This is a genomic window from Streptomyces bluensis, assembly GCF_014650715.1.
Classification (GTDB): domain Bacteria; phylum Actinomycetota; class Actinomycetes; order Streptomycetales; family Streptomycetaceae; genus Streptomyces; species Streptomyces bluensis.
The window spans coordinates 61118-74058 of sequence record NZ_BMVM01000031.1 but is presented as its reverse complement, the minus strand read 5'-3'; the positions used below and the strand labels follow the sequence as shown (position 1 = coordinate 74058).

14 protein-coding genes and 2 pseudogenes are annotated in these 12941 nt (G+C 70.7%); 5 read left to right on the top strand and 11 right to left on the bottom strand.

Features of this window, described 5'->3' with window-relative positions:
• The 7 genes from cysD to IE262_RS37930 all read right to left on the bottom strand — a co-directional run.
• The coding region (cysD, locus tag IE262_RS37960; RefSeq protein ID WP_189880138.1) for a sulfate adenylyltransferase subunit CysD at nt 1–493 on the bottom strand (493 nt) is incomplete at its 3' end.
• On the bottom strand, nt 490–1041 hold the full coding sequence (gene cysC, locus IE262_RS37955) for an adenylyl-sulfate kinase (protein WP_134040644.1): 552 nt from the start codon (nt 1039–1041) through the stop codon (nt 490–492). The genes cysC and cysD, both read right to left, overlap by 4 nt.
• Nucleotides 1038–2270 (bottom strand): glycosyltransferase family 4 protein, encoded by a 1233-nt coding sequence (locus IE262_RS37950; RefSeq protein ID WP_189880136.1) that lies wholly within the window; start codon nt 2268–2270, stop codon nt 1038–1040. Before IE262_RS37950 ends, cysC begins: the two co-directional genes overlap by 4 nt.
• Nucleotides 2267–2695, bottom strand: coding sequence for a hypothetical protein (locus IE262_RS37945; RefSeq protein WP_134043415.1), 429 nt, complete (start codon nt 2693–2695; stop codon nt 2267–2269). The genes IE262_RS37950 and IE262_RS37945 overlap by 4 nt, the downstream gene beginning before the upstream one ends.
• Nucleotides 2692–3591: a sulfotransferase family protein gene (locus IE262_RS37940; protein ID WP_189880134.1), complete on the bottom strand. Its 900-nt coding sequence runs from the start codon at nt 3589–3591 to the stop codon at nt 2692–2694. The genes IE262_RS37945 and IE262_RS37940 overlap by 4 nt, the downstream gene beginning before the upstream one ends.
• 83 nt (nt 3592–3674) lie before the next feature.
• Nucleotides 3675–4529, bottom strand: coding sequence for a PaaX family transcriptional regulator (locus tag IE262_RS37935; RefSeq protein WP_189880133.1), 855 nt, complete (start codon nt 4527–4529; stop codon nt 3675–3677).
• Nucleotides 4530–4560: 31 nt separating this feature from the next.
• Nucleotides 4561–6219, bottom strand: a complete 1659-nt coding sequence (locus tag IE262_RS37930) for an AMP-binding protein (protein WP_308432846.1) — start codon at nt 6217–6219, stop codon at nt 4561–4563.
• Nucleotides 6220–6370: 151 nt separating this feature from the next.
• On the opposite strand from IE262_RS37930, the gene IE262_RS37925 reads away from it, so the two are divergent.
• The 3 genes from IE262_RS37925 (at nt 6371) to IE262_RS37915 (ending at nt 8643) form a co-directional block, all read left to right on the top strand.
• On the top strand, nt 6371–7534 hold the full coding sequence (locus tag IE262_RS37925) for an acyl-CoA dehydrogenase family protein (protein ID WP_189880131.1): 1164 nt from the start codon (nt 6371–6373) through the stop codon (nt 7532–7534).
• Nucleotides 7531–7929, top strand: a complete 399-nt coding sequence (locus IE262_RS37920) for a RidA family protein (protein ID WP_189880128.1) — start codon at nt 7531–7533, stop codon at nt 7927–7929. Before IE262_RS37925 ends, IE262_RS37920 begins: the two co-directional genes overlap by 4 nt.
• 156 nt (nt 7930–8085) lie before the next feature.
• Nucleotides 8086–8643 (top strand): DUF6299 family protein, encoded by a 558-nt coding sequence (locus tag IE262_RS37915; protein WP_189880126.1) that lies wholly within the window; start codon nt 8086–8088, stop codon nt 8641–8643.
• Nucleotides 8644–8709: 66 nt separating this feature from the next.
• Here IE262_RS37915 and IE262_RS37910 read toward each other — a convergent pair whose 3' ends face one another.
• Nucleotides 8710–9513, bottom strand: coding sequence for a carbonic anhydrase (locus tag IE262_RS37910; protein ID WP_373305233.1), 804 nt, complete (start codon nt 9511–9513; stop codon nt 8710–8712).
• A gap of 333 nt (nt 9514–9846) precedes the next feature.
• Here IE262_RS37910 and IE262_RS37905 point away from each other — a divergent pair.
• Nucleotides 9847–10740 (top strand): annotated as a pseudogene (locus IE262_RS37905) (glycosyltransferase family 2 protein).
• A gap of 44 nt (nt 10741–10784) precedes the next feature.
• Here the strand turns inward: IE262_RS37905 and IE262_RS37900 are convergent.
• Nucleotides 10785–11126: pseudogene (locus IE262_RS37900) on the bottom strand (polysaccharide pyruvyl transferase family protein); the annotation flags it as partial.
• Between the two features lie 123 nt (nt 11127–11249).
• Between IE262_RS37900 and IE262_RS37895 the strand changes: the two are divergent.
• Entirely contained in the window at nt 11250–12014 is a 765-nt protein-coding gene (locus IE262_RS37895; protein WP_189880148.1) for a GNAT family N-acetyltransferase, read from the top strand.
• A gap of 48 nt (nt 12015–12062) precedes the next feature.
• On the opposite strand, the gene IE262_RS40675 is transcribed toward IE262_RS37895, so the two are convergent.
• Nucleotides 12063–12353, bottom strand: coding sequence for a transposase (locus IE262_RS40675; protein WP_373305232.1), 291 nt, complete (start codon nt 12351–12353; stop codon nt 12063–12065).
• Complete coding sequence (locus IE262_RS37890) at nt 12340–12933, bottom strand: IS5 family transposase (RefSeq protein ID WP_373305231.1); 594 nt, start codon at nt 12931–12933, stop codon at nt 12340–12342. Before IE262_RS37890 ends, IE262_RS40675 begins: the two co-directional genes overlap by 14 nt.
• Nucleotides 12934–12941 lie beyond the last annotated feature (8 nt).

The window sequence follows — 12941 nt, the reverse complement described above, 5'->3', positions numbered from 1 at the left end:
GGGGGTCCCACTGGGAGAACTCGTCGCGCAGCGAGAAGACCCGTTCCTTGGCCCGCGCTTTCTCCTCGTCGCGGCGGCCGCCGCCGAAGACGGCGTCGAACCGCTCGGACTGGATCTTCTCGGTCAGGGGCACGGTCTGGAGGGGGTTCCGTGTCCCGTCGGGCCGTTCGCGCAGGACGCCGCGGTCGATGTAGTCCTGCACGGAGGCCACGTGCAGGCGCAGGCTGTGCTTCTCCACGGTCCGGTCCCGGTAGTCGATGACCTCGGGGAAGTTGTGGCCGGTGTCGACGTGGAGCAGGGAGAAGGGGATCGCGGCGGGTGCGAAGGCCTTCAGTGCCAGGTGGAGCATGACGATGGAGTCCTTGCCGCCGGAGAACAGGATCACCGGCCGTTCGAACTCGCCCGCCACCTCACGGAATATGTGCACCGCCTCGGACTCCAGCGCGTCCAGGTGCGACAGAGCGAAGGTGCGTTCGGTGAGTTCCGCCGTCATGCCAGACCCCTCCCCGCCAGCACCGCGTGCACCGCGTTCGCCGACTCCTCGGGCGTCTGCGACTCGGTGTGCAGCACCAGCGCCGGATCGACCGGCGCCTCGTACGGGTCGTCGACGCCGGTCAGGCCCTTGAGGTGGCCCGCGGCCTGGCGCGCGTACAGGCCCTTCACATCCCGCTGGCTGCACACCTCCACCGGGGTCGCCACGTGCACCTCGATGTACGGCGTCCCACTCGCGTCGTGGCGCTTGCGCACCGCCTCACGGCTGTCGGCGTACGGCGCGATGACGGGGACGACGGCGAGGACGCCGTTGCGGGCGAGTACCTCGGCGACCAGGCCGATGCGCTGCACGTTGATATGGCGGTCCTCGCGGGAGAAGCCGAGGCCGGCGGAGAGGAAGCGGCGGATCTCGTCACCGTCGAGGACCTCCACGCGGTGTCCCTCCGACCGCAGGCGCCCGGCGAGGATGCGGGCGATGGTGGTCTTGCCCGCGCTCGGCAACCCGGTGAGCCAGACGGTGGCTCCCTGAGCCCTGGGGGTGGTGGTCATGCGCGCTGTCCTTTCGCGGCTGCACCGCTCGGGTGCCGTTGTCCGTGGAGGTCGGTGAAGAGGGCTTCCCAACGCGGGTGCACGGCGTCCGGCCCGTACGACGAGGCCGTGAGCACCGCCGCGACACCCATGTCCGCGCGCAGCTTCTCATCGGCCATCAGCTTGGCCATCGAGTCGGCGAGCGCGTCCGGGTCCTCCGGCGGCACCAGCAGACCGTCGACCCCGTGCGTGAGGACGTCCGCGGGGCCGGTCGGACAGTCGAAGCTCACCACGGGCAGCGCGTGGCTCATGGCTTCGATCATCACCATCGGCAGCCCCTCGAAGCGGGAACTCAGCACGTAGAACGAGGCCTTCGCCAGTTCGTCGTCCAGGCGGTCGGTGTGACCCATCAGGAACACGTGATTGTAGAGGTGGTGCTCCTCGATCAGAGTCCGAAGTTCCGCTTTCTTCTCGCCGCTTCCGTAAATCCTCAACTGCCATTCGGGAAACGTTTCCACAAGCTTCGCCCAGGCCCGTATCAGCATGTCGAAGCCCTTCTGCGGGAAGAGCCTCCCAGCCGCCACCGCGATCTTCGCCCGCGGGTTGGCGGGCACCTGGTCGAGCGAGTGCACGGCATTGGGGATGCGTACGACCCGGGTGCCCGGCAGCAGCTCCTCGTACTCGTCGCGGTCCCGCTCGGTGAGCACCGCGACCGCGTCGAAGCGTGGGTAGGTCTCGCGGATGCGTTTCTGCACATCCCGCTTGTGGGTGCCGTGGTTCATGTGTTCCTGGGCGACACGGACCACACCGTTCGTGGCGTGCTCGGCGGCCAGGAAGTTCAGCGCGGGGCGGGTGGTGACGAGGATGCCGTCGGTCAACGCGCCCAGGTACGCGATGAGCCGGTCCTCGACGTACCGGTTGAAGTAGCGGTAGCCGAACTCGCCCGCCGGGATGTACCGAGGGGCTTCGTCGAGGAGCCTGCCGCGGCGGCGGTCGCGCCAGCGGCCCATGAGGCCGGACGGCGGGGTGTAGGCGTCCTCCCGAAGGTCGACGACCGTGGAGACGCGCACCCGCGGGTCGAGCGGGAACTGGATGTCGTCCCGGCGGCGCACCGCGCTCACGATCTCGACGCACCAGCCCGCGGCCACGAGGGAGTTGGCCTGGTTCATCACCGTACGGATGGTGCCGCCGCGCCCGTAGGCGTGCAGCAGCAGATAGCGGACTCTGGGGAGGGGGCGGTGGTCGCTCATGCCGCACCTCCGGTACGGGACTCCACGGACAGGTTGTCCTTGACCGTGTAGTAGGGGCGCACGCTGAGGTTCCCGGTGCGCTGCTCCGGATACACGAAGATCTGCTTCTTGCCGCGTACGTCGTCGAGCCGGCGCCCGGCGCGCAGTTCCGCCGCGCCGTCGCTGAGGTGGATGTCCCACTCCTCGACGGCCGCGTGGTCGGCCGTGGCGAGGTCGGCGATGGGCAGTTCGCCCTCGAAGCGGTCGCCCTGGACGCGGAGCTCGTAGCGCAGACGCTGGTCGGGATGGGCGCGGCGGGTGACGACCAGCCGCCAGGTGACCGCGGGGCCGGCGGCCTTGTCGGAGGGCAGCCCGTGGAGGCGTCCGACGAGCCTGATGCGTCCGTCGCGCGGCCAGACCTCTGCTATCTCGGCGTGCGGCTTCACTCGCTGTAACCCCAGGCCTGGCACAGGGGCCGGAGGATCTCCGGGATCTCGTCCTCGGAGGGCAGCGCGCGGCCGGCCTGGACCGTGCCGGTCCTGATCTTGTCGCGCCAGTCACCGAGGCCCTTGACGACCTGGGTGTCGTCCTTCTTGCCGTAGTCGAGCATGGTCGGCTCGAAGTCGATGCCGAGGAACAGGCACAGCCGCCGCATCTCCTTCTCCGGGTCGGCGGTGATGTCCTCGTAGTGCACGGTGTGCCCGCCGGTGATGCCCTCGCGGGCCCTCTCGACGGCCTTCATGTAGCGCAGCGCGTCGGCCGTGGCCTCCTCGTACGTGCGCTTGTCGGGATCGCCCTCGTGCCAGGACCGGGCGATGGAGACGGGGTGGCGCAGCAGGAAGACGAAGCGCGCGTCGGGCCAGCAGTCCTTGATGCGCTGGTGGACGAAGGCGTTGCTCGGCGTCTTCTCGACGATGAAGTCCTTGCCCGACTTCACCAGTTCGCGGTGCATGACGCGGTCCCACAGCAGGTGCTCCAGGTCGCCGCGCTCCAGGTCCAGCGCGCTCATGGCCTTCTGCGACAGCTTGCTGCCGTAGCCGACCTCAAGCCGGCGTATGTGCAGCTCGTGCGGCGCGTGCAGCCGCGAGTGCGCGTTCAGCAGCATCCGCAGCAGGGTGGAACCGGAACGTACCGGAGACATGATGAAGACCGGCTGCCGCAGCAGCCGGTCCGTCGCGAGGTCCTCGGGGCCCGGACATCGGTACACCGCCGTGGGCTTCTTCGCGGCCGGCTTGGGCGCCGCGGCCTTCTTCGGCCGGTCGGGCGTGGCCGGGGCGGCCTTGCGGACCTGGAGGCCGGTGGTGGCGGTGAGCGCCCGGTTCAGATTGCGCATCAGATTCATGCGTCGTGATGCTAAGTAAGAATTCTGAGAACACGGAAGGAGAAATCTAAGGTATCCCTGAGTTCACCACATCGTTACCCGGGTCAGGTTTGGCGGGTCGCTGCCGGTGCTCCCGGTGCCTGATCGACTCCGGCGAAGACCGCTCCCGCGTCCCTCAACCGCTCGTGCAGCGCCCGGAAGACGGCCGCCGAGCGCACGCCCGGCCAGTCGGCGGGGAGCAGGGCGGACGGCAGCCCGGGGTCCACGTACGGCAGGTGCCGCCACGAGTCCAGGGCCAGCAGGTAGTCGCGGTACGCCTCCTCGGCAGGGGTGTCCTCCCGGCCCTCCCAGTCGTGCAGCACGCGCGCGTGGCCGTCGAGGAACGCCTCGTGTTCCTTGGCGATCGCGGCCAGGTCCCACCAGCGGGCCACCGCATCGACCGTCGGCGCGAAGCCCAGGTGATCGCCGCGGAACAGGTCCACGTACGGGTCGAGCCTCAGCCGCTCCAGGCTGTGCCGGGTCTCCTCGTACAGGCGGGCCGGCGCGATCCACACCCCGGGGGCCGCGGTGCCGAAGCCGAGCCCGGCCAGCCGGGAGCGCAGCACGTGCCGTTTCTGCCGCTCGGGCTCCGGTACGGAGAACACGGCCAGCACCCAGCCCTCGTCCACCGGGGGCGGCTGGGTGGCGTACACGCGCCGGTCGCCGTCGTCGAGCAGCTGCCGTGCCTCCGGCGACAGCGCGTACCCGGCCGCCCCGGTCGCCGTACGGGCCGGCACGAGCAGTCCGCGCCGCTTCAGCCGGGACACGGACGACCGTACGGAGGGCGCGTCGACGCCCACCGCGGCGAGGAGCCGGATCAGCTCGGACACGGGCACCGGGCCGGGCATGGAGCGACCGTACGCGCCGTAGAAGGTGACGATGAGGGAGCGGGGGGCGTGCTGATCGGACACGTTGATCATTTTAGATCTTCGGCATCACTGCTGCTGGTCATCACCGCTGGTCGTCACCGGTGCGCAGCTTGAACCGCTGTACTTTTCCGGTCACCGTGCGCGGCAGCGCGTCCAGGAAGACGATCTCGCGCGGGCACTTGTAGGGCGCGAGTTCGGCCTTGAGGAACGTGCGCAGCGCCGCCGCGTCCCGTGGTGCGTCCGCCCTCAGCACCGTGTACGCCACGACGACCTGACCCCGCGCCTCGTCCGGCCGCCCCACCACCGCCGCCTCGACCACGTCCGGGTGGCGCAGCAGGGCGTCCTCGACCTCCGGACCCGCGATGTTGTACCCGGCCGAGATGATCATGTCGTCCGCGCGCGCGACATAGCGGAAGTAGCCGTCGGGCTCGCGGACGTACGTGTCCCCGGTGACGTTCCAGCCGTCCCGCACGTACTGCCGCTGCCGCGGATCGGCGAGGTACCGGCAGCCCACCGGCCCGCGCACCGCGAGCAGTCCGGGTTCGCCGTCCGGCACGGGCGAGCCGCCGGCGTCCTGCACGCGCGCGTGCCACCCCGGTACGGGAACGCCGGTCGTACCGGGCCTGATGTGCTCGTCGGCCGCGGAGATGAAGATGTGCAGCAGTTCGGTGGCGCCGATGCCGTTGATGATCCGCAGCCCGGTGCGCTCGTGCCAGGCCCGCCAGGTGGTCGCGGGCAGGTTCTCGCCCGCCGAGACACAGCGCCTCAGCGACGACACGTCGTGCCGGGCCCGCCCATCCGTTCCGTCGAGTTCCTCCAGCATCGCCCGGTAGGCCGTCGGCGCGGTGAACAGCACCGACACCCGGTGCTCGGCGATCGCGGGCAACAACTGCCGGGGACCCGCCTGTTCGAGCAGTAAGGAACTGGCACCCGCCCGCAGCGGGAAGACGACGAGCCCGCCGAGCCCGAAGGTGAACCCGAGGGGCGGACTGCCCGCGAAGACATCCTCGTGGTGTGGCTTCAACACATGCTTCGAGAAGGTGTCCGCTATGGCCAACACATCGCGGTGGAAGTGCACACACCCCTTGGGACGGCCGGTCGTTCCGGACGTGAACGCGATCAGCGCGACGTCGTCGGCGGCCGTGTCGACCGCCTCGAACGGCCCGTCGGGCGCCGGCAGACGCAGCAGGTCGTCCGGCGCGTCACCGCCGTACGTCGTGATCCGCAGGCCGGGCACCCCGGCCCTCGCGAGGTCGTCGACCGACCGTACGTCGCACAGCGCCAGGTCCACGCGGGCGATCCGGCACATGGTCGCGAGTTCGTGCGATCGTGCCTGCGCCAGCACGGTGACGGCGACCGCGCCCGCCTTGAGTACCGCCAGCCAGCAGGCCGCGAGCCAGGGTGTGGTCGGGCCGCGCAGGAGGACCCGGTTGCCGGGGACGACGCCGAGGGCGGTGGTCAGGGTGTGGGCGATGCGGTCGACACGGGCGCGGAGTTCGCCGTACGTCCAGGTGACGCCGGAGGGGGTGTGGAAGACCGGACGTCCGGGGTCGGTCGTGGCGAGCAGTTCGGCGGCGCAGTTGAGACGGGCCGGGTAGCACAGCTCCGGCAGGTCGAAGGTGAGTTCGGGCCACTGGTCGGGGGGCGGGAGGTGGTCGCGGGCGAAGGAGTCCGCGTGGGCCGAGGGCGCCGGCCGTACGCCCTCACCGGGGTCCTTCTCACCGAGGTCCTTGGTCTCCATGGCGGTTCGCCCCCTTGGCGGTGGTGGGCTCGCACCAGGAGCGTATCGGGTTGGTGACGACAGTCAATGGTCCGCGATACGGTCGGGTGAGGACCCGCCCCACAGGTGACCTGCCCCCCAGGTGATCCGCCCTCAGGTGAGAGGACCGGCGATGACCGCATTCTCGCTCGAACCAGCCCAACTCGCCCGGTGCGCCGAACTGCGCGCCCTGGCGGCGGAGCGGCTGAGGCCCCTGGCGGAGAAGGGCGAGCCGGGCCGCGTCAACCGCCCGCTCGTCGTGGAACTCGCCCGACTCGGGCTGCTGGAGCGGCTGTTCACCTCCGGCGCGCTCGACCTCTGCCTGATGCGGGAGTCCCTCGCGTACGCCTGCACGGAGGCCGAGACCGCGCTCGCCCTGCAGGGCCTGGGCGCCCATCCTGTGCACGCGTACGGCACCGGGGCCCAACGCGCCCGCTGGCTGCCCGAGGTGACTGCGGGCACGGCGGTGGCGGCCTTCGCGCTGAGCGAGCCGGGGGCGGGCTCGGACGCCGCGGCGCTGGCCCTGCGGGCGGAGCCGGACGGCCCGGGCCGCTGGCGGCTCACGGGCGAGAAGTGCTGGATCTCCAACGCCCCCGAAGCCGACCTCTACACCGTCTTCGCGCGCACGACGCCCGAGGCGGGCGCCCGCGGCGTCACCGCCTTCCTCGTCCCCGCCGACCGCCCCGGCCTCACCGGCACCGCCCTCGACATGCTCTCCCCGCACCCCGTCGGGGCCCTCGGCTTCGACGCGGTACCGGTCACGGCGGACGACGTCCTCGGCGAGCCCGACCGCGGGTTCCGGGTCGCCATGGGCACCCTGAACCTCTTCCGGCCGAGCGTGGGCGCCTTCGCGGTCGGCATGGCGCAGGCGGCCCTGGACGCCACGCTCACGCACACGGCCGAACGCAGCGCCTTCGGGGGCAAGCTGAAGGACCTTCAGACCGTGGCCCACCAGGTCGCCGAGATGGCCGTACGGACGGAGGCGGCACGTCTCATGGTGTACGCGGCGGCGACGGCCTACGACGAGGGGGCCCCGGACGTCCCGAAGCGCGCCGCCATGGCCAAGCTGTTCGCCACCGAGACCGCCCAGTACGTCGTGGACGCGGCGGTCCAGCTCCACGGCGCCCGTGCCCTGCGCCGCGGCCACCTGCTGGAACACCTGTACCGGGAGGTGCGCGCCCCCCGGGTCTACGAGGGGGCGAGCGAGGTCCAACGGGACATCATCGCGAAGGAGTTGACGAAGGAAGTGACGCAGAAGCCGACGAGGGAGTTGACGAAGGACGGGCACGTCTCATGAGCGCCGAGCGCATCAACCCGCCCGACCTGTCCCCGGCCACGGGTTTCTCCCACGCGGTCGTCGCCACGGGCTCCCGGGTGGTCTTCCTGGCGGGCCAGACCGCGCTCGACACCGACGGCAACATCGTCGGGGACACGCTCCCGGAGCAGTTCGAGCGGGCGCTCACCGGCCTGCTGGTGGCACTGGAGGCCGCCGGCGGCACTCCGGCCGACCTCGCCCGCGTCACGGTCTACGCCACCGATGTCGCCGACTACCGCGCACACGTCTCCGGGCTCGGGCGGATCTGGCGGAGGCTGGCGGGCCGTGACTATCCCGCGATGGCCGTCGTCGGGGTCGTACGGCTGTGGGACGAGCGTGCCCTGGTCGAACTCGACGGTTTCGCGGTGCTGCCCTAGGGGCCCTTCAGCCCCGTGCCGGTCCCCCGGTGAGCGGCCGGTGTGCTGGAGACGGGCGAGTCGACTCGCTGACGAAAGGGTGACGAAAACGGACAGGCGCCCGCCGGGCCGATACCTCTGACGTACCCGTTCAGGGAGGTATGAGGAGGTATACCGATGTCGATTCCCCGGGTCATCGGCGCGGCCATGGGTACCGCGCTGCTGGTCTTCACCGCCCCCTCGGCCGAGGCCGCCGCCGGGCCGAACGAGGCCGTGACGATCGCCGCCACCGGCCGCGTGGCCGCCGACGGCACGATCACCCTGTCCGGCAGGTACCGCTGCGCGCCCGGCAGCGGCCCCGTCTTCGTGGCGTCCTCGATCCAGCAGGGCAACAGCCGGCGCAGCATCGGCGGCACACGCGCTGTCTGCGACGGCAACGAACACCCGTGGAAGAACTCGGGCAGGGCCGGGTCCCTTACATACCGCTGCGTCTCCGGAAGCGTCTCCGGAAGCGGCTCCGGCAACGGCGTCGAGCACGGCGTGGGCGGCAACTCCGGCATGGTCTGCTCCAGAGGCGGAAACCCGTCGGACACGGGCTGGGTCGTGTCCGACACGTATCAGCCCGGCGACGCCCAGGTGCAGGCCACTTTGCTGGAGTTGCGCGCCTCCGGCTTGGTTCCGGTGCCGCACATCCGCGCGGTGGAGGAGCGGCAGATCAAGCTGGTCGCTCGCTGACGGACACACGGCGGCCCCGGTCCCCGGCCGAGCGCCGGAGGCCGGGGCCGGGGCCGCCGTCCGGGGTCAGACCTGGTGGACCTGCTGGGTGGTCAGTTCGTAGCGGGCGCCGACTATGAGCAGTTCGCCGGCGTCCACCTTGGCGGCGAGGTCGGGCTCGGCCGCGAGCAGGGAACGGACGCGCTTGACATTGGCGTCTATGGTCGCGTCGATGCGCGCGTCGCCCTCCTGGCTGTGGTCGATGGCCGGCTTGATCTGGTCGGCCAGGTACTGGATGTGGGCGGGCAGTTCCTCGCCCGTCTCCTCCGCGTGGACCGCTGCCTTCACGGCGCCGCACGACTGGTGCCCGAGCACCACGATCAGGGGTATGTCCAGTTCCAGTACCCCGTAGGCGATGCTGCCGAGCACGGCCTCGTCGAGCACCTCACCCGCCGAGCGCACGGTCATCAGGTCGCCGAGGCCCTGGTCGAACACCAGCTCCGGCGGTACACGGGAGTCGATGCAGCCCAGCACGACGGCGAAGGGGTGCTGACCCGACACCAGGGCCTGGCGCACGGTGTACGTCTCGTTGGGGTGCTGCTGGCGGTAGGTGCGCCAGCGGAGGTTGCCCGCGGCCAGTTCCTGGAGGGCCTCCGCTCCGGTGGTCGGGCGGTTGCGGGTGCTGCTGCCGGTGCGCGTCGCGGCAGCGGCGGAGGGGGCGCCGACGGCGAGACCGGCACCGAGGGCGGCGGTGCCGCCCAGCGCGGCGCGGAGGAGGGAACGCCGTGCGGTCCTGGTCCTGGTCAGGGTCGCGGCGGCGGAAGTGGACGTGGAATCGGTGGCGTTCGGCGCGAGGCCGACGGCTCTGTGAGAGGCAGGCTCAGAAATCACGGTGAGGAACATACGTCCGAATTCGGGATCCACCGATTCCGTGGCTGAATCTTGGCGGTAGTTGAACAAATCTTGGGTCGGAACATTCCGCTCCGTAACTGATCCTTTCCGTGACCCTGACCAAAGCATTGCCCCGGACCCGCGACCGGGGGCCTTCGTCAGCCCTTTGTCGGCCTTTCGCAAACGGGCACGCTGTCTCCACGTGTTTGAGACAGCCGCGACGAAGGCACTCGCAGAGCGGGCCGCCCGCACCCCGGATACCCCGGATACCCCGGATACCCCGGAACCCCGGAACCCCGGAACCCCGGACACCGCGGACATCGGAGCACCGGTATGACCGACCCCCGCACGACCGTCGTCATCACCCACAACCGCCGCCCCGAACTCCTGCGCACCCTCGACCACCTGGCCGAACTGCCGGAGCGGCCGCGGGTCGTCGTCACCGACAACGCCTCCACCGACGGCACCGCCGCCGCTGTCGCCCGCCTCCACCCGCAGGTACGGCTGCTGCGCCCCGGCCGCAACCTCGGCGCCGTCGGCCGCAACCTGGCCATGCCCCACGTGCACACGCCCTACGTGGCCTTCTGCGACGACGACTCCTGGTGGGCTGCCGGGGCCCTGACCGGGGCCGCCGAGCTGCTCGACCGGCACCCGGCGCTCGGCGCCGTCACGGCACGCATCGTCGTCGAACCGGACGGCACCGAGGACCCGATCGTCACGGAACTGCGCCACTCACCCATCCCCGGGCCGAGCTGGCTGCCCGGGCCGGCTCTCGGTTCCTTCCTGGCCGCGGCGACCGTGCTGCGCGCGGAAGCCTTCCGGGCCGCGGGCGGCTTCCACCCGCGGCTGTGGCTCGGCGGCGAGGAGGAACTGCTCGCCGCGGACCTCGCCGCCGCAGGCTGGTGGCTGACGTACGCCGACAATCTGACGGTCCATCACTAGCCGTCCGTCGCCAGGGACGCCACGCTGCGCCGGGCCCACGGCATCCGCAACACGCTGTGGTTCACCTGGCTTCGCCGCCCGGCGGTGCCCGCGCTGCGCCGCACCGTGCACCTGGCCCGTACGGTCCCGCGCGACTCCGCCTCCCTGCGCGCCTTCGCCGGGGCCGCCGCCGCGCTGCCGTGGGTACTGCGCGAACGACGCGTGCTGCCGAGGGAGATCGAGTCCCGGCTACGGCTCCTGGAGGGACCCCAACGTCGGTCGACCGCCCGCCGGTACACGGGCTGAGCGGGGCCGCGTCCTGGTCGCTGTCGTACGGTGGCGCCCGGCCGAAGGGCCTGGAGAAGATCCTCCGTGCCGTCCGCCGCCGCACCCTCGCGGAATCCGGCACCGATCTCGCGGGCGAGCCCGCGGCCGGAGGTCGTACACCATTCCCACCACCGGTCCAGCACGGGTTCGTCGAGCCGCTCGGCGGGCACCAGCGCGGGCCAGCCACAGGCGCGCGCCTGCGCCGTCACCTTCGCACCACCCTCGACCGGGTCGACGACCAGCGCGGGAGCCCCGGTACGCAGGGCGAGTACCATCCCGTGCAGCCGATCGGTGACGACCAGGTCGAGCCGGGAGAGCACCGACTCCAACTGGGCGGGCGTCGCACTCAGCCGCCTATCGAATGTGCTGGTCGCCGACGTGACACCGTCGGCGAGCGATCCAAAATCACGTGCGACCTACGCCCAGTCATGCTGGGATCACTCGTTATGAATGTCCATTTTCTCAATGACGCCGACTTGACGGACAGGATGGAGCAGAATCTGGCGGAACATGCCTGTCACCTGCATCGGAGCATGAGCGGTGCGACCGTTACAGAGACTGATGACCTCCTGGTCGCCGACAGCAGCCTGGACGATGACACTTTCAACATCGTTGCTGCGGCGCGCTTCACCGTCACCACCGCTACGGCACGTATCACCGAGACTGCCCGGACCCTGGCTCGCACCGGCCGCCCCTTCTCCTGGTGGGTGGGGCCCGCCTCGCGGCCACCGGACCTCACCGCCCGCCTGACGACGGCTGGTCTGCCGGCATCCGAACACGAGACGGCGATGTGGGCCGAACTGGACGACACCCTGCCGCTGCCCGCCGCCCCAGGACTGGACATCCAGACGGTGGCCACGTCCGAACAACTCGCCGACTACGCCGCGGTTCTCGCCGCGAACTGGACCCCGCCCTCTGACACAGTCCGCCGCTTCTTCGCCCAGGCCGCCCCGCAGGCCTTGGCCGAACACTGTCCGGCCCGTTACCTGGTCGGCTACGTGGACGGCCGTCCGGTCTGTTCGGCCGAAGTGTTTCATCACGCGGGGGTTGCCGGGATCTACAACATCTGCACCCTGGCCGCCCACCGCCGACGCGGCTACGGCGGTGCCATCACGCTCGCCGCACTCCACACGGCCCGCGACCGAGAGCACCGCATCGCGGTGCTGCAGGCGTCCACCGACGGCGAGCCCGTTTACCGCCGCCTGGGATTCCGTTCCTGCGGCCAGTTCACCGAACACACCATCAACCCCTGAACACCGCGAACTCCACAGGCTGTCTGCCCATTCTCACAACGATCCTGGTCACAGCCACTCGTTGATGGCCGCGACGAGAACGGCAGCCTCGTAGCGGACCGCGAGCTTGTCGTACCTCGTGGCAACCGCCCGGTGCCTCTTGAGACGATTGATGCCGCACTCGACCGCGTGGCGCTCGCGGTAGTCGGTCTTGTCGAATTTCGGTGGCCGACCGCCGTGGGAGCCGAGTTTGTGCCGGTTGCGGACGTGGTCGGCCTTGTCCGGGATGGTGCAGCGGATCCCGCGTCCACGCAGGTAAGCGCGGTTCTTTCGAGAGGCATACGCCTTATCCGCGCGCACGCGGTCGGGTCGGGTGCGGGGCCGGCCCGATGCGGGGCACACGGATTGCCTTCAGGACGGGCTCGAACTGCGGGGAGTCCCCGCGCTGTCCGGCCGTGATGACGATCGACATGGGCTTCTGGCCCTGCTCGACGGCCAAGTGGAGCTTGGTGGTCAGGCCGCCGCGCGAGCGTCCGAGGCTGTGATCGTCCGGCTCGGTGGCGATCCCGCCGGGCGGTTCCTTGTGCAGATCCCCCTTTTCCTCGCCCCTGCGGCGTGCTGGTGGGGCCCGGCAGATGGTGGAGTCGACGTTGATGTCCCAGGTGATCAGGTCCTTGGCATCGGCCTGGGCCTGAAGCTGGGTGAAGATCCGCTGCCAGATGCCGTCCCGTTGCCAGCGTCGGAACAGGTCGTACACCCGGCCCCACGGCCCGTACCGCTCGGGGACATCCCGCCACGGCGTCCCGGCCCGGGTCCGCCACCGAATGCCATCGATCAGCTGTCGCCTGGTCCATATCGACGGCCGGCCAGGCTTCTTGCCCCTGGGCAGCAGTAGCTCCAGTCGGGCCCACTGTGCATCCGTCAGATCTCCACGTGCCACGAGCCGAG

Coding starts and splice junctions, on each gene's coding strand:
- cysC (WP_134040644.1), bottom strand. CDS start 1,041: ATGACCACCACCCCCAGGGCTCAGGGAGCCACCGTCTGGCTCACCGGG.
- IE262_RS37950 (WP_189880136.1), bottom strand. CDS start 2,270: ATGAGCGACCACCGCCCCCTCCCCAGAGTCCGCTATCTGCTGCTGCAC.
- IE262_RS37940 (WP_189880134.1), bottom strand. CDS start 3,591: ATGAATCTGATGCGCAATCTGAACCGGGCGCTCACCGCCACCACCGGC.
- IE262_RS37935 (WP_189880133.1), bottom strand. CDS start 4,529: ATGATCAACGTGTCCGATCAGCACGCCCCCCGCTCCCTCATCGTCACC.
- IE262_RS37930 (WP_308432846.1), bottom strand. CDS start 6,219: ATGGAGACCAAGGACCTCGGTGAGAAGGACCCCGGTGAGGGCGTACGG.
- IE262_RS37925 (WP_189880131.1), top strand. CDS start 6,371: ATGACCGCATTCTCGCTCGAACCAGCCCAACTCGCCCGGTGCGCCGAA.
- IE262_RS37920 (WP_189880128.1), top strand. CDS start 7,531: ATGAGCGCCGAGCGCATCAACCCGCCCGACCTGTCCCCGGCCACGGGT.
- IE262_RS37915 (WP_189880126.1), top strand. CDS start 8,086: ATGTCGATTCCCCGGGTCATCGGCGCGGCCATGGGTACCGCGCTGCTG.
- IE262_RS37895 (WP_189880148.1), top strand. CDS start 11,250: ATGGAGCAGAATCTGGCGGAACATGCCTGTCACCTGCATCGGAGCATG.